This is a genomic window from Candidatus Polarisedimenticolaceae bacterium, from assembly GCA_036376135.1.
In the GTDB taxonomy this organism is placed as follows: Bacteria; Acidobacteriota; Polarisedimenticolia; order Polarisedimenticolales; family DASRJG01; genus DASVAW01.
Genome location: DASVAW010000081.1, coordinates 1 through 20697, shown reverse-complemented (window position 1 = coordinate 20697; position 20697 = coordinate 1). Strand labels below are relative to the sequence as shown.

The following is a 20697-nucleotide window of genomic DNA, read 5'->3' as shown; positions in this document are numbered from 1 at the left end:
CCGCCTACCTCGACCAGAACTTCTCGACGTTCGCGCGGTCGCCGAGCCGGTGGATCTGCTCCACCGCGTCGGATCCGACGAGGATCTTCGAGATCCGCTTGGCGACGACGAGCGCCTTCTTCTGGAGGGAGCCGCCGCGAGCGCCGATGGCGATCAGCGCGCCGTTCATCGCGTCCCGGACCCCCGGCGTCGCGTCGCGCAGGCCGGCGTCGATCCTCGCGAGAAGGACGACGCATTCCGCGTCGGTGAGGACGCCTCCCTTCCCGACGAACTGGCCGAGCGTCGACCACCCCGCGGCCTGGGTCCACTCGGCCTGCGCATCGATCCACGTCCGCGCGAGAACCTCGGTGCCCGGGACCGCTCCCGCGAGACGCGAGAACGACTCGACGAGCGCGGCGTCGTCGACCGCGCCGGCCCACGCGTCGAGCGTGGAGCGATCGACGTGACCGGGATCGGCGACCGTCGTCGCCAGGACGCGGGCGTCCCGGCGGCCGGTCTCCCAGAGCGCGCGCGCCAGCGCGTCGTCGGTCCCGATCGACTTCTTCAGGGCGGCGAGGCGGGAGACGCGCTTTTTCGGCGGCTCCTGGTCGGCGGCATCGAGGGCGGACAACACGTCGGTGAGGGTCACGAAGGCAGTCTACTGCACGAGCCCCGCGCGGATGGCGAAACGGACGAGTCCGGCGACGTCGTGGATGCCGAGCCGGTCCATCAGCCTCGATCGGTGGGTCTCGACGGTCTTGATCCCCACGCCGAGGATCGCGGCGATCTCCTTGGTGTTCTTCCCCTCCGCGATGAGCTGGAGGATCTCGCGTTGCCTCGCCGGAATCCCGGCGAGGGGGTCCGCCTCGAGCGTGCGCCCCTCGACGAACCCGTCGACGACCTGCTTCGAGATCGCGGGGCTGAGGTAACGGTTCCCCTGAACGACGGCGCGCAGGGCGAGCTCGAGCTCGGCCGCCGCCGCGTCCTTGAGGAGATACCCCGCGACGCCGGCGCGCAGCGCCTGGGAGACGTACGCCTCGTTCGCGTGCATCGAGAGGAGCAGGATGCGCGTCCCCGGCGAGGCGCGCATCACGCGGGTCGCGACCTCGAGGCCGTTCAGCCCCGGCATGGTGATGTCGAGCAGCGCCACGTCGGGGCGGTGGCGCTCGATCCCGTCGAGCGCCTCGCGGCCGTCGCCGTACTCCGCGACGACCTCGACCCCGGGAATCCGCTCGAGCAGCGAGCGCACCCCTTCGCGGAAGAGGGTGTGATCGTCGGCCAGCACGACCTTCACGGCGTCGCTCCGTCCTCGAGCGGAAGCCGCGCGTGCACGCGCGTCCCGCTCCCCGGGGTCGACTCGACCGCGAGGCTCCCGCCCATCGCCTCCACACGCTCGCGCATGCCGAGCAGACCCAGGTGGCGGCCCGATCCGGCGCGCTCGAAGGCGGCGGCGACGTCGAACCCCCGGCCGTCGTCGACGACCGTCAGCTCCAGCCCGGCGCGATCGTAGCCCAGATCGACCTCCACCCGGCCGGCTCCCCCGTGCCGGAGGACGTTGGTCACCGCCTCCTGCGCGACGCGGAACGCGGCGATCGCGACGTCGTCGGGGAGGGCCGCCGGAACCCCCTCCGCGCGCAGCTCGATCCCGATCCCCGATCGGCGCGAGAGCGCCTCGAGGTATCCACGCAGGGCGGCGGCGAGGCCGAGCTCGTCGAGCAGCGGCGGCCGGAGGTCGAGGGAGAGCTCGCGGACGTGGCCGATCATCCGATCGATCAGGCCGATCGAGTCGGCGACCCGTCGCGTCCCCTCCTCGGGAGCCGAGCCGCCGAGCAGCTGCAGGTTGAGCTTCATCGTGGTGAGCGCCGTCCCCATCTCGTCGTGCAACTCCCGGGCGATGTGCTTGCGCTCCTCCTCCTTGGCCGCCTCGAGGCGCCGGGTGAGCCCGCGCAGCCGGCCGTAGGCCACGCGCAGCTCGCTCTGCAGCCGCTCGAGCTCGCGGTTGCGCCGCTCGAGGCTCCCCGTCCGCCTCACGTGCCAGGCCCACGCGAGCCCCACGACCGACGACACGACGAGCAGGCGGAACCAGAGCGTCATCCAGAACGGTGGGACGATCCGGATCCGCAGGGGCTCGGGGATCTCGCTCCAGACCCCCTGATCGTTCCGGCCGCGGACCCGGAGCACGTACGTCCCCGGGTCGAGATGCGTGAAGGTGATCTCGCGGCGGGTCCCGAGCTCGACCCAGGCTTCCTGGAGCCCTTCGAGGCGATAGGTGTACCGATGACGTCCGCGCTCGCCGAAGTCGAGGACCGCGGCCTCGAAGGAGAGCGCCTCCCCCCAGCGGACCTCGAGCGACGCCGCCGGCTCGAGCGGGCCCTCGAGGGTGCGGATCGAGGTGAGGACCGTGGGGGAGGGCTCGCGCGGCGGGAACGAGGTCGCCCGGTCGATCGACAACACGCCGCGGCGCGTGCCGAAGACCAGCCGCGGCCCCGCCGCCGCGGCCGCACCGACGTTGAACTCCGGGCTCGGCAACCCGTCGCGCAGGTCGTAGTTGGCGAACGCCTTCCGCGCCGGGTCCAGCCGCGAGAGACCGCGTCGCGTGCCGATCCAAAGCGACCCGTCGTCGTCCTCGACGAGGCTCACGACGTTGTCGTCGACGAGCCCCTCCGCCTCGCCGAAGCGCTGGAAGCGGATCGGCCCGTCCGCGGTCCGGCGGAAGGCCCGGTGAAGTCCGCCCCCCGAGGTGCCCACCCACACGCTCCCCGTCCGATCCTGCACGACCGCCGTGACGTTGTGGTGCCGCAGCGACTCCGGGTCGGCGGGGTCCGGGAGGTGACGCGTGAACGCCCGAGTCCTTGGACTCCACGTGTTCAGACCTCCGGAGCGCGTCCCGATCCAGATCGTCCCCTCGCGGTCCTCGAGGAGCGAGATCGGGTAGGAGTCGCTGATCGTTCCCGGATCGGCGGGGTCCGGCACGAACCGCTCGAAGGTCCCGTCGGCGCTGCGGCGCAGCAGGCCGCGCTCCCCGGCGGCGATCCACACGGAACCGCCGCGGTCGGCGATCAGGTCCCAGACCCAGGTCGCACCGACGCCCTCGACGGTGTCGTGGCGCCCGGTTCGAGCGTCGAGCGATCGGAGCCCCGATGTGGTGCCGACCCACAAGCGGCCGCCGCCGCGATCGAGGAGCGCGAGCGGCGCTCCGTCGATGGAGTAGCTGGTGACGCGCCCGTCTGCGTCGACCCGGCGGAGGTTCCCGCCCCGACCCCCTTCCCCGCCCCCGAACCACAGGCTTCCCCGACGATCTTCGAAGACCGCGGTGACGTCGGCTCGGCCGAGGCTCGCTCCCGCCTCGCGGAACTGTCGCGCTCCGCGGGTGACACGGTGGAGTCCCGTCCCCCACGACCCGACCCAGACGGTCCCGCCGGCGTCGACCATCAGGTCCACGATCCGGTTCACCACAGGGGGAGTTCCGTCCCCCGGGATCGGCTGGCGCCGGAGCGCGCGCGTGCCGGGAGCGAGGTACCAGATCCCCGTGTCGAAGGTCCCGGCCCACAGGGTGCCGTCCGTCTCCCTCGAAAGCGTGGTCACGACGCGCGCGCCGCCGTCCTCGAACGGGATGGGGGTTACGGTCCCCAGGGCACGATCGAACCGGTAGACTCCGACGTCGTTCGCCACCCACAGCGTCGCGTCGTCCCCCTCGACCAGTCCGTAGGCGAACGGCCCCCCCGACGCGCGGAACGTCCCGGTCGCCGGATCGCGGCGGTTCAGACCGCCTCCGTTCGTGCCGACCCACAGCACCCCGTCGCGGTCCACGAGCAGGTCGATGATCCAGTCGTGGGCCGGCCCCCCGGCCCCTGCGGGAAAACGATCGAAGCTCCCCGAGACCGGGTCGAGCCGGCAGAGGCCGCCCTGGGTTCCCACCCAGATCTTCCCGTCCCGGTCCTCCGCGACGGCGTACACGCTGTCGTGCACGAGCGATCGCGGGTCGGCGGGGTCGTGGCGGTACGACGTGAACCCCCGGCGGAGGGGGTCCAGTCGATTGAGCCCTCCGGTGTTCGTCGCGACCCAGAGGTTCCCGGCCCGGTCCTCGAAAAAGCTGCGGATGTCGTTGTCGGAGATCGACCGCGGGTCGCCGAGGTCGTGCTCGTAGGTCATCGACTCGTATCCGTCGTAACGGATCAGCCGCTCGCGCGTCCCGACCCAGACGAACCCCGCGCGGTCCTGGTGGAGTGCGGTCGCCGTCTCGAGGTCGAGCCCCTCGAATGCGTGCCCCTCCACGGAAGCGGCGAGGGCGATCGCGAGGAGCGCGGCGGGGATTCTCATGACGGGCGCGACGGATCGTACCAGCGCGCGGTCGCTCAGGGGCAGTCGACCACGCTGCGCGGGCCCCCGGAGCTCGTGAGCCCGGCGGTCCCGGCGCCGCAGGCATTCCTCGCGCGGACGAGGTAGTAGAACGTCCCCGACGGCACCGCCGGGTCGCTCGCCGTCGTTCCGGCGGCGGGAAGGCAGACCGCTCCCGAGGCGAAGCCCGAGGGCGACGTGGCCCGGACGGCGTCGTAGCCCGTGGCCCCGCCGACGGCGTTCCAGGCGAGCTCCGCCGAGGCCCCGTTGCGGGCGAGCGTCAGGCCGTCGACCTCCCCCGGGAGACAGTCGAGGTCGAGCGCCCAGAGCTGCCGGTCGAAGATCTCCCCCTTCGCGCCGTTCCCGTTCGCCGAGAAATAGAGGCGGCCTCCCGAGACGGCGAGCTCCGTCGGGCTCGACGAGGCCGAGCCCGTGGAGAGGTCCTCGACGAGCCGGGTCCCCGCGGCCGAACCGTCGCTGCGCCACAGCTCCCGGCCGTGGGTCGCGTCGGTCGCGGCGAAGTACACGACGCCGTCGACCGCGACGAGCGAGGCCGGCGAGGAGCCCCCCGTGCCCGGGAGGAGATCGGCGACGAGCGCCGTCCCCGCGGGGGTGCCGTCGGTACGCCACAGCTCCGCGCCGCGCGCGCCGTCGTCCGCCGCGAAGAGGACGATCCCTCCCGCCGCCGCCGCGAACGATCTCGGCGCCGACGACGCGCTTCCGGGACGCAGGTCCGCGACGAGCGTCGTCCCGGCGTCGGTTCCGTCGCTGCGCCAGAGCTCGAGACCGGTCGCCCCGTCGTTCGCGGCGAGGAGAAGCGTGCTTCCGAGCGCGGTGAGCTGCCCCGGCGTCGAGTCCACGCTTCCGCCGCGGATGTCCTTCACGAGCGCGGTTCCCGCGGTGGAGCCGTCGCTCTTCCACAACTCGCGCCCCGCCGCCGACGTGTAGGCGGTGAAGAAGAGCGTCCCGCCGACCGCGGTGAGGGCGTCGGAACCCGAGGAGCCGGATCCCGGATTGACGTCCTTCACGAGCGACGTCCCCGCCTCCGTGCCGTCGCTCGTCCAGAGCTCCGTGCCGAGGGCGCCGTCCGTCGCACTGAAATACAGACGGCCTGAAAGCTCCGCGAGTGCGAACGGGACCGAGCCGGTCGCTCCCGGTGCGATGTCCTTCACCCGCGTGGTCCCCGTCTCCGTGCCGTCGCTCCTCCACAGCTCCCGGCCGGAAGTTCCGTCGTCGGCGCTGAACCACAACGCGCCGGAGAACGCCCTCGAGTTCTGCGGGTCGGAACCGGGCGCGCCGGGGCGGATGTCCTTCGCGCGCGACGCCGAACCGGCGAAGCTCCACAACTCGCGACCCGAGACACCGTCGTCGGCGGTGAAGAACGTCCGGCCCGCCGTCGCGCGCGTGCGATCGGGGGTCGAGGCGTCGGAGCCGACCCGCACGTCCGCCGCGAGCGCCGTCCCCGCGCCGCTCCCGTCGGAGCTCCACAACTCCGAGCCCGAGACGCCGTCGTCCGCCGCGAAGACGAGGGAACCCGCGTGGTCGACCGGCACGCGGATCCCCGCGTCCCGCGCTCCGCCGTGCAGGTCGTCGAGCTTCGCGGTCCCCCCTGCGCTCCCGTCGGTCCGCCATGGCTCGCGTCCCGAGGTGCCGTCGTCCGCGCCGAACCAGAGCGTTCCCGCGATCGCGACGAGCGCCGTCGGCGACGAGCCCGCCGCTCCCGGCGCGAGATCGACGATCCGCCCCGTCCCGGTGGGCGTCCCGTCGCTCGCCCACGGCTCGCTCCCCGAGATTCCGTCGTCGGCGCGGAAGACGAGGGTGCCGGAAAGGTCCGTCAGCAGCGACGGGATTCCATCCCCCGCCCCCGCGACGATGTCGCGCACGAGCGTCGTTCCGGCGGCGGTGCCGTCGCTGCGCCAGAGCTCGACGCCGTGCGTGCCGTCGTCGGCGGTGAAGAACAGCCGCCCGCCCGAGACGACGAGGCTCGCGGGAAACGACCCCGTCGCACCGGACCGGACGTCCTTCACGAGGACGGTCCCCGCGGCGGTCCCGTCGCTGCGCCAGAGCTCCGCGCCGTCCTGCCCGTCGTCGGCGGCGAAGTAGACGGTTCCGCCGAAGGCGGCGAGCGACGTGGGGGAGGAGGAGAACTCCCGCGCCTGGATGTCCTTCACGAGAACGGTGCCGGAGGTCGTGCCGTCGGTCTTCCAGAGCTCCTCGCCGTCGGCGGCGGTGGCGGCGGCGAAGTACATCGTCGTCCCGACGACGATCGGCCATGACGGCCGCGACGACCCGGTCCCCGCATCGATGTCCTTGACGAGGACCGTCCCCGCCGCGGTCCCGTCGGACTTCCACAGCTCGCGACCCTGCGTGCCGTTGTCGGCCCCGAAGAACAACGCGCCGAGGTAGACCCGGACCTCCGACGGCGAGGAGGACGAAGCACCGGGGCGGATGTCCTTCACGAGAACCGTCCCCGCTTCGGTGCCGTCGGACCTCCACAGCTCGCGCCCCTCGGACGGCGTCGTCGACGTGAACAGGAGGGTTCCGCCGAGATCGACGAGCTGCTGGGGGGAAGAAGCGCCGCTGCCGGGGGCGATGTCCCGGACCCGGACGGTGCCGGACGACGTGCCGTCGGTTCGCCACAGCTCCGCGCCGGAGGCGCCGTCGTCGGCGCCGAAGAAGACCGACGCCCCGACGCGGGTGAGCCCCTGCGGGCCCGAGCCGCCGGGACCGGGCTGGATGTCCTTCACGAGGGTCGTGCCCGCCGCGGTGCCGTCGCTTCTCCACAGCTCGCAGCCGTGGAACGGGTCGCAGGCGGAGAAGAGCACGGAACCGGCGAGGGGGACGAACCCCGACGGGTTCGACGAGCCGACCGTCGCGGGAGCCGCGATCTCGCGGACGCGGTACGGCGCGCCGAGCGCGGGGGACGCCAGCAGGACCGCCGTCAGAAAGAAAGAGGGGAGCCCGGAGGCTCCCCTCTTCCATGACCTCCCCGAAGCAGCCACGGATCAGAAGTTCTCGAGGACGAACCCTTCGACGTCGCCGTTCGGGTTGATCCCGTACCCGGCGAGGGTCCTGCCGTCCCCGGAGATCGCGCTCACGGAGCCGATCTTCCAGCCGGGGGCGAGGCCCTTCTTGGCGAGGTAGTCGTCCATCCACGTGAACTTCGAGCCGTTCAGCGTCCAGATGAACCCCTTGGGGTTCCCCTGACGATCGCGGCCGAGGCCCACGACGACGGAGCCGTCGTCGGCGGCGTCGATCGCGAAGAGCTGGAAGAGGGTGCTCGGCGCGTCGATCGTGGTGAAGCCGCGCTTCGCGGTCCAGACCCACGAGTTCGGGGTGCCGTACGGGTAGTTGTTGCCGACCATCACGGAGCCGTCTCCGTTCACGAACTGGACTTCGCCGACGCTCTCGCCGGCCTCGGTGAGAACGGGCGACTCGACCCCGTTCACCCACATCGCCCCCGCGCGCTGACCGACCTCATCGTCCTGCCAGCCGGCGATGATGGTGCCGTCGAAGTTCACGGCGTTCGCCCGTGTGGCGCGCCCCTCGACGAGCGAGCCCAGGTCCGTCGCCGGACCGCCGTTTTCGAGGTCCCACGAACCCGCGTGGGCCCGGCAGATCTGTGCGAGCCAGACGAGACCGACCGCGGTCCGCCCGTCACCGGAGAGATCCCAGCCGCTGCTCAGGCTGGCGTCGCAGTTGACCGCGCCCGCCACCGAGCCGAGGTCCTGCCAGTCGCTGCCGGTCCACGCCGCCGCCGCCTCGACGCCGTCGGGGCGCGTGATGCAGCTGAGGACGGTGTTGCCGTCCTCGGAGACCGACGCCGTCCCGGCGCCGCACCCGCCGCCGAGGTTCTCGACGCCCCCCGCGATCGTGTAGCGGAAGGTCGGGAGGCCGAAGTACCCGCGACCGACGATCACCGAGCCGTCGCCGTTCATGTCCATCGGGACGAGGTAGGTCTCGCCCATCGGGACGAACCGGGGCTTCCCGGGAGGGGCCGCCAGGGCCACCGTCGCCGCCGTCACGATCGCGATCGCCGCGACCACCGTCTTCATCGAATTCTCGAAACGCATCTCACTGTCCTCCTTGTTCGCCTTGAATTGCCGAAGACTTCGATCGCGACACGCCGCGGCTCGGCGGCTTCGTCGCGAAGAGCTCCTGAATCAGCGCCGGAAGGTGCGCGTAAAGCTCCGCCTTCGTGACGAAGCCGTCGGCCCCGGCGGCCCACGCTTCCCGTTCGATCGCCGGCCCCTCGTGCACGCTGACCATCACGACGTACGGGGCCCCGGGAGCGGACTTGATGAGGCGTGTCGCCTCGAGTCCGCCGATCCCGGGCATGAAGGTGTCCATGACGACGAGGTCGGGCTTCGCCGTGGGGAGGACGGCCAGCGCCTCCTCGCCGTCGCCGGCCGTCGCCACGAGGTCGAGCCCCGGTTGCCGGGACAACCAGCCCCCGGCCGCCGTGAGGAAGATCTCGTTGTCGTCGACCAGCAGGATTCTCAGGGGGCGGCTGCGCTCGCTCATGTCGGCCGCTGTTGTACGCGGCCGCGCCGGGGCGCGGTGTAAGGGAGTTCCTGACTCCGCGGAGGTATTCGCCGTACCATGCCGCGGTGTCCGCGCTGTTCCTCCTCGCCGCCCTCGCCATCCTCGTGACCCCCGGCCCGGCGGTCCTCTACATCGTGGCGACCGCGATTCGACAAGGGCGGCTCGCCGGGTTTGTCTCGGGGTTGGGGTTGTCGATCGGGGGAGTGACCCACGTGATGCTCGCGTGGCTGGGGGTGTCGGCGCTCCTGCTGGCCCGACCGGGGGCGCTGCGGGGGGTGCAGATCGCGGGAGCCGCCTACCTCGTGGTTCTCGGCGTTCGCGCCCTGCGTACCGCGAACGGCAGCGACGCGCGAGACGCTGCCCACTCCGAACGATCCTTATTGCAGGTATTCCGCGATGGCGTGATCGTGAATCTGCTCAACCCCAAGTCCGCGCTCTTCCTGCTCGCCTTCCTTCCCCAGTTCGTCGATCCGGCGAAGGGGGAGGCCCAACGCCAGCTGCTCGTCCTCGGACTGATCTTCGTCGGGCTGGGCCTCCTGACCGACGCGTTGTGGGCGATGACGGCGGGAACGCTCGGCGCCTGGTGGCGGGATCGGCCGGGCACGGATCGCTGGGTGCACCGGTTCGGCGCCGCCACGTACCTGACCCTGGGCGTACTCGCCGCCTTCCGGTAGGACGAATCCCTCTCGATCCACCTTCGGCCGATCGCCGCGCGATTCCGCGCGCCCCGCGCTCCCCCGACCCGCGCCTCAGTGCGTGGCGCGGTTCCACCGCCCGAAGAACCGAAGCGGCGACCGCACGAACACGGTCGCCTTCATCGCCGGCCGCCGCTCCGCTTCCGGGAGCATCGCCGCGGCCAGGAACGCGTGCACCTTCGCCGGCAGTCGCGGCGCGATCTGTTCCGCCTGCGGGACGACGTAGCGGAGCTTCTCCTCGTGGAGCCGCTCGGGGGTGCGCCCCTCGAACGGCAGGCGCCCCGAGAGCATCTCGATCGCCATGCAGGCGAAGGCGTAGACGTCGGCCGCCGGACCGGAGTCCTTCCCCTCCATCTGCTCGGGGGGCATGTAGAGGACGCTCCCCGCGATCACGTGCTCGACGCCGGTGTCGGCGAGGCCGAAGTCGAGGAGCTTCACGCCCCCCGCGTTGGGGAGCATCACGTTCCCGGGCTTCAGGTCGCGGTGGACGACCCCTCGCGCGTGGACGTGGGCGAGGGCGTCGGCGATCCGGGCGAGCAACTTCAGGGCGTCGGCGGTGCGAAGCGCGCCGTCGCGCTCGAGGCGGCGGTCGAGCGACTCCCCCTCGACGAACTCGAGCACCAGGAACCGCGTGCCGAACGCCGGGAAGTCGCCGATCAGACGTGCGATGCCCGGGTGATCGAGCGATCGGAGGACGCGGGCTTCCCGCTCGAACCGCGCGATCGCGTCGGCGCGATGGACGAGGCGGTGGCTCATCATCTTCAACGCGACGCGACGGCCGCTCGCGACCTCTTCGGCCTCGTAGACGACCGACATCGCGCCGCGACCCACCGGCCGGCCGATGCGGTACCCCTCGAGGACCTTCCCGCCGAGGCCGTCGCCGCGCGCGCTCCCCAGCCGCTCCGCGACGAGATGGGTGAGGACGACGGCGAGGTCGGGGTGATCCGCGACGAGGGCGAAGAAGTCGGCGGGAAGCAGCTCGAGCGCCCGAACGTCGGTCGCGGCGACGACCTCCGCGGTGCTGGGACCCGCGGTGAGGAGCGCCATCTCGCCGAGCACGGCGCCGCGGCCGACCGTCGCGAGCGAGCGCGCCACGCCGTGATCGTGGAGGACGACCCGCGCCTCCCCCGCCGAGAGGACGTAGAGCGCACCCGCCGCGGCGCCCTGCGCGATGATCGTCTCCCCCGCCGCGAAGTCCCGAAGCGTCGCCTTCGCGACGACGAGGTCGAGGAGAGCCGGGGGGAGCGCCCGGAAGGGCGCGCTGGCGTCGAGGGCCGTCCGCATCTCAACGCCTCCAGAACGCGGGGGTCAGGATCACGATCGTCGTGTAGAACTCGAGACGCCCCGCGATCATGCACCCGGACAACACCCATTTCACGAACTGCGGGAGGTGGCCGTAGTACTCCGCGGGGCCGACCGTGCCGAGGCCGGGGCCGACGTTGAACATGCACGCGGCGACCGCGGAGATCGCGGTCAACACGTCCACGCCGGCCGCCGCGAGCGCGAGAACCGAGACGAAGTTCACGAGGAAGGCGAGGTAGACGAGGCTGAGCAGCCCCTGGATCGTCTCCTCGGGGACGACCTTCCCCCCCTGGCGCACGGCGAAGACGCCCCGACGCTCCACCATCCGCCGGAACTCGCGGTAGACGACCCCGCCCAGCAGCATCACGCGCGCCACCTTCAGCCCGCCCGCGGTCGAGCCGGTGCAGCCTCCGATGAACATGAGGCTGAGGAGGAGGACCTGCGGAAGCGGGTGCCACAACTCGAAGTCCTCGGACATGAACCCGGTCGTCGTCTGGATCGAGACGACCTGGAACGCGGCGCCGCGGATCGCCCGCTCGAGGTCGTAGCCGGAGTACCGCATGAGGAACGGCACGATCAGCGCCGTCGCCGCCAGGGCGACGGCGACGTACCCGCGGAACTCGACGTCGCGCCAGACGCTTCCCACCCGCCGCTCGACGAGCCAGCGGTAGTGCTGCACGAACGACATCCCGGACAGGAACATGAAGGTGATGACGATCCACTCCACGGCCGGGCTCTCGAACCCGCCGACGCTCGCGGTCCGCGTCGAGAAGCCGCCGGTCCCCAGCGTCCCGAAGGTGTGGCAGAGCGACTCGAACGGCGACACTCCCGCCAGGCGCATGGCCACGTACTGCGCGATCGTCAGGGCGAGGTAGACCTTCCAGAGCGACCGCGCCGTCTCCGCGATGCGCGGCCGGATCTTCTCGGAGCGCGCCCCCGAGAATTCGGCGCGGTAGAGGTTCATGCCGCCGTGGCCGACGAGCGGGAGGATCGCGATGCCGAGGAGCACGATCCCCATCCCGCCGATCCAGTGGGTGAAGCAGCGCCAGAACTGGATCGGGGCGTCGAGGACCTCGACTTTCTCCAGCACGGTCGCGCCGGTCGTCGTGAACCCGGAGGCGGACTCGAAGAAGGCGTCGGCGAAGGTCGGGAAGGCGGGGTCGAAGGCGAACGGAAGCGCCCCGAACAGGACGACGGCGAGCCACGCCACCGCCACGAGGAGCGTCGCCTCGCGGCCGCCGAGCGCGCGGTCGGGGCGTTTTCCCCAGGTCCAGAGGGCCGCGCCGGCCGCCAGGGTGATCGCCGTCGAGACGCCGAGCTCGTCGATGCCGGGATCGCGCCTCCAGACGGCCCAGCCGAGCGGGACCAGGAACAACGCCGCGAGGGCCACGAGCAGGGGACCCAGCACGTGCGCGAGCGCGCGGACCCGGATCACGGACGCCGCTTCCCGAGCTCCACGAGGAACGCCGACTCGAGCTTCGGGACGACCGATTCCAGCGCGAAGAAGATCACCCGGTCGCCGGGGTGGATCTCGACGTCGCCCCGGGGAACGCGGACCTCGCCGTCGGGACGCACGATCGCGCCGACGATCGCCCCCTCGGGGAGCTTCACGTTGCGCAGCTTGCGCCCGATCAGACGGGACCGTTCGGGGGCGATCAGCTCGATCGCCTCGGCTTCCTCCTCCCGGAACGTCGTCACGGAGAGGACGCTCCCCTTCCGCACGAACTGGAGGATCCGGTCCACGGCGACCAGGCGCGGGCTGACCGTGGTGTTGACCCCGAGGCGCTGGGCCATCGGGATGTAGTTCGGGCGGTTGATGAGCGCGACGACCTTGCGCACGCCGAGTCGGCGGGCGAGCAGGGAGGCGATGATGTTGTCCTCGTCGTGGCCGGTCAGGGCGAGGAAGACGTCGACCCCCTCCACGTTCTCGTCCTCGAGGACCTTCTGGTCGGTCCCGTCGGCGTGGACGACGATCGACTTCCTCAGGATCTCGGCGATCCGGGTCGCGCGCCCCGCGTCCGGCTCGAACAGCTTGACGTCGACCCCCTGGGCCTCGAGCAGCTCCGCGCAGGTGATCCCCATCTGCTTCCCGCCCACGATGAAGGCGCGTTGCACCGGCGCCTGCTCCGCGAGCCCCATGAACTTCAGGACCTCGGACCAGTTCTCCCGCGTCGTGACGACGTAGGCGTGGTCCCCCTCGCGCAGCCGCTCCGCCCCGTGCGGGATGATCACCTGGGTGCCGCGGAAGATCATCGCGATCAGCGAGTCCCGCGGCGGCCCGGCGCGGTCGAGCTCCTCGAGGGTCTTCCCCTCCACCGGGCTTCCGGCCTCGACGTTCATCCCGAACAGCCGCACGTTCCCGTCGGCGAAGTCGAAGACGTCGGAGACGCCGGGCACGCGGATCACGCGCATGATCCGCTCCGCGATCGCGCTCTCGGGGTGCATGATCATGTCGATCCGGAGGCCGGTCGCCGCCGTGATGCGCCTCCAGTGGTCGACCTCGTGGGTGCGGATCCGGGCGATCTTCACCCGGACGTTCGACTCGGCCTGGGCGATGAGGCAGGCCAGGACGTTGATCTCGTCCTGGTCGGTCACGGCGATCAGCATCTCGGCGTCCCGGATCCCGGCCTTGCGCAGCGTGCGCACGCGCACGGCGTTCCCCTCGACGATCTTGGCGTCGAGCTGCGACTCGAGCTCGAGGCACCGCTCGTGCCCGGCCTCGACGACGGTGACCTCGTTCCCCTCGCGGGTGAGGCGCTGGGCGATCAGGGAGCCGACCTGTCCACCGCCGACGATGAGGACGCGCATCCCGCGAATCGTAGCCGAAGGATCAGGCGGGGCCAACGGCGATGGAGGCCGTCGACACGCGCCCGAACCGATCCGTCGCCTCGACCCGGACGTCGCGCGCGCCGTCCGGGGGTTTCGCGAAGAACAGGTGCGCGGTCACGTACGGCTCCACCCACTTCCGGCGCTCGGGAAGGTCCGGACCCCGGTGCAGCCGCACGCTCAGCGGGTCGCGGCCGTTCCGCCGCTCCATCGCCCCCCGCCGGGCCCCGTCCACGTAGAGGACGACCTCCCATTTCGGGTCCCAGTCCCACACGTTCGCGACGATCTCGCCGTCGTCGGCCCGCTCGACGCGGATCTGGTGGTCCTCCGGCCGGCCGACCGCCTTGTAGCGCCAGGTGACCTCCTCTCCCTTCACGTCGTACACGGCGTAGCCGTTCGGCGTGCCGTCGGCGCAGATCGGCCCGCTCCACCACGCGCCGCAGATCGCCCCGGCGACGTGTTCGTGCAGGCCGTGATGGAAGAGGTGCTCGCTCTCGTGCGTGTGTCCCGCGAGGACGTGCACCCGGTACGGCTCGAGGAGCCGGAAGAGGAGCTCGCGATTCGTGACCGACATCGTCGGCGTCGGCTTCTTCCTTCCCTGGCGGACGTCGTGGCTTCCCTGCAGGGGGATGTGCGTGGCGACGACGACGGTGCGCCCCTTCTCGACGAGCGCGAGGTCGGCCGAGAGCCATGCCAGCTGGTCGGCGTCGAGGTAGCCGAGGTATCCCTCGCCGTTCCAGAAGACGTCGTCGAGGATCACGTAGTGGACGGCCCCGCGATCGAAGCTGGCGTAGCGGGGCCCGAAGTGCCGGGTGAAGGTCCGCGTCGAGTCCTCGTCGACCGCCGCCTCCTGGTCGAGGTCGTGGTTCCCGATCACCTGGAAGAACGGCACCCCCATGCGCCGCACCGATTCCTCGTACCTCGGATACAGCGACAGGTCGTCGAACATCAGGTCGCCGAGGGCGAGCCCCACGACGTGCCGGTTTTCCTGCCGGCCGATCGTCTCCAGCAGGTCCGGAACGCTCCGCTCGTGGAACCAGCCCATCTCCTCCCGGTCCTCCGTCTGGATGTCGCCGAGCGCGAGGAGGGTGTGTCGCTCGTCGGAGACCGGAAGGGGCTCCAGGTCGAAGACCGCTTCCGGCGCGACCGGCGCGTAGAAGCGGGCGGTCCCGCACGGATGCGTCGGGATGCGGTACCCGGAGGGAACGGCGATCTGCACGAACTCGCGCTCGGAGGTGGTGACGAGCTCGAACGTGCCGTCGGACGCCGTCCCGACGACCGTCCGTCCGTCGCTGACCGCGACGCCGGCGATCCCCTTCCCTGCGGAGCGGACGACACCCCGCACACGCGCGGGGCGGGAGGGAACGAGCGCGCCCACCGCCGAGGCGGCGGCGAGGTGGAGGAAGTCGCGTCGGCGCACGGCGCGAGTATACGGGGCCCGACCCTCACTCGTGCCTGGCGTGGAAGGTGCCGTACAGGATCGGGACGGAGATCTTCACGAGGATCGTGAAGACGAGGAACCCGATCCCGAAGATCCCCGCGGCGATGCACCATTCGTTGAGGGTCGGTCGGTACTCGTAGATCTCGCCGAGCGTGTCCGGGGTCATCCCGGGGATGACGAGCCCCATCCCCTTCTCGATGTAGACCCCCGCCCAGATCAGGACGCACCCGAGGTTCAGCGTCTTGAAATTGCGACGGGTCGCGGGGACCAGGAAGAGGACGAACGCGACCACGCTGCAGGCGAGCGACAGCCAGGCGTACGGCACGAGCGCCGTGTGCTCGCCGATGCCGAACCACAGGTAGCGCGTGTAGAGGGTGTGCTCGGTCGCCGAGTAGAACTCCTTGAACACCTCGGCGCCGAGCAGGAACAGGTTCAGGAACATCGCGTAGGCCATCAGCTCGGCGATCTTCCAGATCGCCTCGTCCCTGATGGGGAGCTTCACCGTGCGGCGCAGGATCTGGAAGAGGATCAGCATCACCGCGGGGCCCGAGCAGAACGCCGAGGCGATGAAGCGCGGCGCCAGGATCGAGGCGTTCCAGTACGGCCGCGACGCCATGCCGTTGTAGAGGAACGCGGTCACCGTGTGCGTCGAGATCGCCACGGGGATCGACAGGAGCACGAGCGGGACGAGGATGCGCATGTCCGCCGGCTCGTCCCGATACGCCTTGAACAGGATGTAGACCACCAGCACGAGGTTGAGCGCGAGGTAGACGTTGAGCACGAGGGCATCCCACGCGAGGAGCGAGGCGGGCCAGTTCGGCGTTCCCAGGAACGGCGCCATGTGCAGCAGCCGGTCGGGGCGCCCGACGTCGACCACGACGAACAGCAGGCACATCGCGAGCGCCGAGATCGCGAGCAGCTCCCCCAGGAGGACGACTTCCTTGATCGGTTTCCACTGGTAGACGTAGGCGGGGATGACCAGGAGGATCGCCGCCGCGGCCACGCCGACGAGGAACGTGAAGTTGCCGACGTAGAAGGCCCACGACACCTGGTCGCGCATGTTCGTCGCGATCAGGCCGCTCCGGAACTGGTTGGCGTAGGCGAAGGCCCCGATCGCGATGGCGATCCCGAGCCCCGCGAGCCACGCCCAGTACGCACGGTCCCCCCGGACGACCTGGCGGCCGCATCCGCGGACGAACTCCAGAAATCCGCGCATCGTCGCTCCGGCCTCAGGTGGCGTAGAAGTAGAAGAACCGCGGGTGGGTCGCGAGCTCTTCCTTGAAGATGAAGACGCGCTTGGTGTCCATGACCTTGCGCACCTCGCTCTCGGGGTCGAGCAGGTTCCCGAACTTCCGCGCGCCGACGGGGCAGACCTCGACGCACGCCGGGTAGAGCCCCTTGCGCGTCCGCTGGATGCAGAAGGTGCATTTCTCCACGACGCCCTTGGGGCGCGGGCGGTTGCCGAGGTAGTGCTGGTCCGGGTTCAGCTCCTCCGCCGGCAGCGTCGGCTCGGCCCAGTTGAAGTGTCGTGCGCCGTAGGGGCAGGCCGACATGCAGCAGCGGCAACCGATGCACCAGTCGTAGTCGATGACCACGATGCCGTCGGGCTCCTGCCAGGTGGCGCCGGTGGGGCAGGTCTTCACGCAGGGCGCGTCGCGGCACTGCTGGCACTGGACCGGGAAGTAGAACTTGCCGGGCTGCGGAACCGTTTCCGGCTCGTAGTAGATCTCCGAGTGCATCAGATCGACGCCGTGCTCCTTGTCCATCTCCAGGACCCGGATCCAGTGGATCTGCGGGTGCTCGCGGGACGGGTTGTTCTCCTTCACGCACGCGTACACGCAGCGCCGGCAGCCCACGCAACGCGAAAGGTCGAGGCCGTAACCGAACTCGACGCCCGGGCGCGCCCCGGTGGCGTCCACGGTCGTTCGCTTCCCGAACCGCTCGAGATTCGACCGCTCGATGCCCCGGAGCGCGGCGTCGAGGTCGGCCTTCGACAGCTCCCGGAAGTGGGCCCGGAAGAACTCCTCGATACGGCAGCCCGACAGGGCGGCGACGGCCGCTCCCGCACCGGCCATCTTGAGCAGGTTGCGGCGCACCGGGTCGTGTCCCGGATTCGTCCGCCCGGCGCTCATCGCCGCATCTCCCCGGGCCGGCGTGGCCTCGGCTCGGGCTTCAGATTCTCGGACGTCGGCGCGGTCGTCTTCACGCCCCCGACCTCGATCTCCACGACGCCCTTGAATCGGGGGGAGTGCGGGTTGTGACAGTTGACGCAGAGGAAGTAGGTCTTCTCGCCGTCCCAGCGGCCGACGCGCTTGCCGTGCACCCCCGCCCGCCAGTCCCGGTACTTGTCGCCGTGGCACTGGCCGCAGAGTCGGTAGGACTCGGTGAACGGGAGGGGATCGCCGTTCGACAGGTGCAGGACGTCCCGGTCCGCGTTGTCGTGGCAATCCAGGCACCAGCGGTGCTCCGCATCGTGGTCGAACGCGGCCTGGATCTCCTCGTGGAAGCCCAGCGACCGCCGCGTGCGGTCTCCCGGACCGTCGTGGCACTGCTTGCAGGGGAAGATCCCCTCGCTGAAGGGCGGCGCCTTGGCTTCGACGAGCTGCGGGGGGTCCGCCGCCGCCGCCCCTGCGGCGAGCGCCGCGACGAGCCACGTCGTGGCGAGCGGGCGCTGCGACGCGGTCATGGTCGGCCCTCCCTGCGAAGACTCCTACGGAGCCATCTGCACCAGCTCGATGAACTTCACCCGGCGCGCGAGATCGCTCCCTGCGGCGGGGGAGTGGACGTAGTAGAGCCTCGTCTCCACCCGTGTCTTCGTGTCTTTCGGCACCTCGAAGGCGAAGGTCTCCGTCCGCGTCTCGTCCGGGGCCAGCCTCGTGTCGGAGGCCACGGAGGCCGCCTTCAGGAAGGCGACGTGCTCCTGCTGGATCGGAGCGCCCGAGGCGTCCTTCAGCGCGCGCGTGAGCTTGCGCTCCTGGCGCATCGAGTCGATCCCGAACGGCGCCGCCCGGACCTCGAGGACGATCTGGCGCATCGGCGATCCGGTCGGGAGGTAGTGTCCGGCGCCGTCGTTGGAGAGGCGCACGTTCACGCGCAGCGTGTTCCCGTCGCGTTTGACCGTCATCCACGCCTTGAGCGCCTTGTTGAGCTGCTCGATCGAGTGGCTGCCGGGCATCTCGTGCAGGTTCACCTGGTGCGAGGACTCCCGCCGCACGCGCGGATCGACGACCTGTCCCTGGACGAGGTACATGTGGCACCCCTGGCACGGGATGCCGCCCTTGCCGGCGGGGCTCTCCCTCCACTCGCTGTAGGTGGTGACGACGGCGAAGCCGCCCGCGTTCCTGTACTCGTGGCAGACGGCGCAGGTCTCGGACTCCGTGTGCACCTTCGAATACGCCGTCGCGTGGGCGGGCGAGACGGAGTCCTTCGACGGTCCGCTCTTCAGGTTCGAGACCTCGACGGTCGCCTTCGGATTCGGGCCGGACACGTCGACCGACCGGATCGAGTGGCAGAAGTCGCAGGTGACCCCTTCCCAGCTCACCTTCTTCACGAGCTCGAAGTCGCCGAGCTTCACCGCGAGCGGGGCGTGACAGCCGAGGCAGACCTTCTTCGCGTCCGTGCCGAAGTCCTCGCCGGCTTTCCGGAGGGCCTCCTGGAAGAGGCGGCTCTCCATCGCACGGGCGTGGGCCGACTTCTTCCAACCCTCGGCGATGGCCCGGTGGCAGTCCCCGCAGATCTCCGCGCTCGCGGGCTGGGGCATCGCCGCCCGGGACGGGATGGCCGCGATCGCGCCGATCAGGAGCCAGATTCCGCGCATGAGGTCTCCTTCATCGGGGGGAACAGCCGGACCAGCACCCAGAGGATGAGGAACGGCAGGATCATGAGCACGATCGCCGGGAGCAGACCCTCGCGGGTGGCGAATCCCATCTTGTAGGTCGTGTATCCGAGGAAGCTCTTGGAGAACAGCTGTCCGCCGATCACGACGTTCCAGCGCATCGCGAAGATCCCGACGAGCGTCAGCACCGCCGCGATCGTGTAGAGGCTGCGCCGCGCGCTCTCCGTCAGCTTCAGGATCTGGGTCAGGGCCAGAAGCCCCAAGGGCGCGAGGGTGCCCAGGATCAGCTGCACGATGATGTGCGAGCCGTAGAGTTTCGTCTTCACCATGAAGTCGAGGGTCTTGAACGACTCGTCCGACTCGTAGATGCGGTGGATCAGGTCCAGGGACTCGAGCGTGAAGTCGATCAGGAAGGCGAAGAACAGGAACTTCGCCATCGCGTCGAGGCAGCGCATGTCGAGCTTGATCGACTTCGTGACGCAGTAGACGATGTAGATCAACAGCACCGCCGCGATCCCCGAGACGATCGCGGAGAACAGGAAGACGATCGGCATCAGCGGCGTGGACCACCAGGGGTTCGCCTTGATGGAGCCGAAGATGAACCCGACGTAGCCGTGGAGCAGGAACGCCGACGGGATGCCGACGACGGTGATGAACCACCCCACCTTGTCGTCGATCTCGAGCGCCCGCGGGCTCACGTTGTAGGACCCGAGCGTCAGCGCCCGGTAGAACAGCCGCTTCCAGCCCGTCGACTCCTGCGCGAATCGAACGATCTCCGGGCGGAAGTCCAGCCAGATCTCGATGACCAGCACCGCCAGCAGGTACCAGAGGTAGACGAACCCGAACATCGCCATCGCCGAGGTGGTGTGCGGGGTGAGGTACATCTCGAACGAGCGCTCGGGATGGCCGAGGTGCATCTGCAGCGGGAGCGGCGCGACGATGAGGAACGCGAGGGCGGTCAGCAGCGCGAGCCGGTAGGTCGGCTTGATCGCCTCGACGTTGAAGACGCGCAGCAGCGAAGCGAGGATAAACGCGCCCGCGACGAGCCCCGTGATGAACGGGTAGAGCACGATCAGCACGCTCCACTGGAGCTCGATCTCGTTGGGGTACATGAAGCCTTCGACGCCGTGAAGGAGATGTTCCATCGCGCGCTCCCCTCAGCGGACCTGGCCGTCGAGGCCGGAGTAGTAGAGCTTCGCCCCGGTGGCGAGGTTGGGCTTGAGCACCTGCACCTTGTTCGTGCGCAGCAGCTCGTGGATCGGGTCGGCCGGGTCGCGGAGGTCGCCGAGCAGGCGCGCCCCCGTGGGGCACGACTCGCAGCAGGCGGTCGTCAGACCCTTCGTGATCCGGTGGTAGCAGAGCGTGCACTTGTCGACGGTGTTGGTGCGCGGATCGATGTAGCGGCAGCCGTAGGGGCACGCCTGCACGCAGTAGCGGCAGCCCAGGCAATACGACTTGTCGACGAGCACGACGCCGTCGGGGCTGTCGAACGTCGCCCCGACGGGGCAGACCTGCACGCACGGCGAGTTGTGGCAGTGGTTGCACATCTTCGGAACGAAGAAGTTCTTCGAGCCGTCGCCCTCGGGGTAACGCTCGGGGAACCCGTCGTAGCCGCCGTTGGGCGAGTCGACGACCGGATGCTCCTCGCGCTCCGGGTTCGCGGGATCGCGCGGCGGGATGTGGTACCGCTCCACCCAGGTGCGGAAGTAGAACGGCTCCTGAAGAACCCCGTTCTC

Annotated in this window: 17 protein-coding genes; 1 reads left to right on the top strand and 16 read right to left on the bottom strand. The window is 70.5% G+C overall.

The window, feature by feature from the left end:
- Nucleotides 1–4: 4 nt before the first annotated feature.
- Genes VF139_07760 through VF139_07735 form a run of 6 tightly spaced genes read right to left on the bottom strand, consistent with a single transcriptional unit; the run spans nucleotide 5 to nucleotide 8841 of the window.
- Nucleotides 5–628, bottom strand: a complete 624-nt coding sequence (locus tag VF139_07760) for a DNA alkylation repair protein (protein ID HEX6851291.1) — start codon at nucleotides 626–628, stop codon at nucleotides 5–7.
- A 9-nt stretch (nucleotides 629–637) separates the two neighbouring features.
- Nucleotides 638–1273, bottom strand: a complete 636-nt coding sequence (locus VF139_07755; protein ID HEX6851290.1) for a response regulator transcription factor — start codon at nucleotides 1271–1273, stop codon at nucleotides 638–640.
- Nucleotides 1270–4299: a two-component regulator propeller domain-containing protein gene (locus tag VF139_07750; protein HEX6851289.1), complete on the bottom strand. Its 3030-nt coding sequence runs from the start codon at nucleotides 4297–4299 to the stop codon at nucleotides 1270–1272. Before VF139_07750 ends, VF139_07755 begins: the two co-directional genes overlap by 4 nt.
- 35 nt (nucleotides 4300–4334) lie before the next feature.
- Complete coding sequence (locus VF139_07745; protein ID HEX6851288.1) at nucleotides 4335–7319, bottom strand: ELWxxDGT repeat protein; 2985 nt, start codon at nucleotides 7317–7319, stop codon at nucleotides 4335–4337.
- A gap of 3 nt (nucleotides 7320–7322) precedes the next feature.
- Nucleotides 7323–8390 carry a hypothetical protein gene (locus VF139_07740; protein ID HEX6851287.1) on the bottom strand — a complete coding sequence of 356 codons (1068 nt, stop codon included), beginning with the start codon at nucleotides 8388–8390 and terminating at the stop codon, nucleotides 7323–7325.
- A 1-nt stretch (nucleotide 8391) separates the two neighbouring features.
- Entirely contained in the window at nucleotides 8392–8841 is a 450-nt protein-coding gene (locus VF139_07735) for a response regulator transcription factor (GenBank protein ID HEX6851286.1), read from the bottom strand.
- Between the two features lie 86 nt (nucleotides 8842–8927).
- Between VF139_07735 and VF139_07730 the strand changes: the two genes are divergently transcribed.
- Nucleotides 8928–9536 carry a LysE family translocator gene (locus VF139_07730; GenBank protein HEX6851285.1) on the top strand — a complete coding sequence of 203 codons (609 nt, stop codon included), beginning with the start codon at nucleotides 8928–8930 and terminating at the stop codon, nucleotides 9534–9536.
- Between the two features lie 75 nt (nucleotides 9537–9611).
- On the opposite strand, the gene VF139_07725 is transcribed toward VF139_07730, so the two are convergent.
- The 10 genes from VF139_07725 to VF139_07680 all read right to left on the bottom strand — a co-directional run.
- Nucleotides 9612–10841, bottom strand: coding sequence for a protein kinase (locus VF139_07725; protein ID HEX6851284.1), 1230 nt, complete (start codon nucleotides 10839–10841; stop codon nucleotides 9612–9614).
- A 1-nt stretch (nucleotide 10842) separates the two neighbouring features.
- On the bottom strand, nucleotides 10843–12294 hold the full coding sequence (locus VF139_07720; GenBank protein ID HEX6851283.1) for a potassium transporter TrkG: 1452 nt from the start codon (nucleotides 12292–12294) through the stop codon (nucleotides 10843–10845).
- Nucleotides 12291–13667, bottom strand: coding sequence for a Trk system potassium transporter TrkA (gene trkA, locus VF139_07715; protein ID HEX6851282.1), 1377 nt, complete (start codon nucleotides 13665–13667; stop codon nucleotides 12291–12293). The genes VF139_07720 and trkA overlap by 4 nt, the downstream gene beginning before the upstream one ends.
- Before the next feature lie 22 nt (nucleotides 13668–13689).
- Nucleotides 13690–15105 (bottom strand): calcineurin-like phosphoesterase family protein, encoded by a 1416-nt coding sequence (locus VF139_07710; GenBank protein HEX6851281.1) that lies wholly within the window; start codon nucleotides 15103–15105, stop codon nucleotides 13690–13692.
- Nucleotides 15106–15130: 25 nt separating this feature from the next.
- Nucleotides 15131–16342, bottom strand: coding sequence for an NrfD/PsrC family molybdoenzyme membrane anchor subunit (nrfD, locus tag VF139_07705; protein ID HEX6851280.1), 1212 nt, complete (start codon nucleotides 16340–16342; stop codon nucleotides 15131–15133).
- A 13-nt stretch (nucleotides 16343–16355) separates the two neighbouring features.
- On the bottom strand, nucleotides 16356–17258 hold the full coding sequence (locus VF139_07700) for a 4Fe-4S dicluster domain-containing protein (GenBank protein ID HEX6851279.1): 903 nt from the start codon (nucleotides 17256–17258) through the stop codon (nucleotides 16356–16358).
- On the bottom strand, nucleotides 17255–17812 hold the full coding sequence (locus VF139_07695) for a hypothetical protein (protein HEX6851278.1): 558 nt from the start codon (nucleotides 17810–17812) through the stop codon (nucleotides 17255–17257). Before VF139_07695 ends, VF139_07700 begins: the two co-directional genes overlap by 4 nt.
- Before the next feature lie 24 nt (nucleotides 17813–17836).
- On the bottom strand, nucleotides 17837–18943 hold the full coding sequence (locus tag VF139_07690; protein ID HEX6851277.1) for a cytochrome c family protein: 1107 nt from the start codon (nucleotides 18941–18943) through the stop codon (nucleotides 17837–17839).
- On the bottom strand, nucleotides 18922–20106 hold the full coding sequence (gene nrfD / locus VF139_07685; protein ID HEX6851276.1) for an NrfD/PsrC family molybdoenzyme membrane anchor subunit: 1185 nt from the start codon (nucleotides 20104–20106) through the stop codon (nucleotides 18922–18924). Before nrfD (VF139_07685) ends, VF139_07690 begins: the two co-directional genes overlap by 22 nt.
- 12 nt (nucleotides 20107–20118) lie before the next feature.
- A partial coding sequence (locus VF139_07680; GenBank protein ID HEX6851275.1) for a 4Fe-4S dicluster domain-containing protein occupies nucleotides 20119–20697 on the bottom strand: 579 nt, incomplete at its 5' end.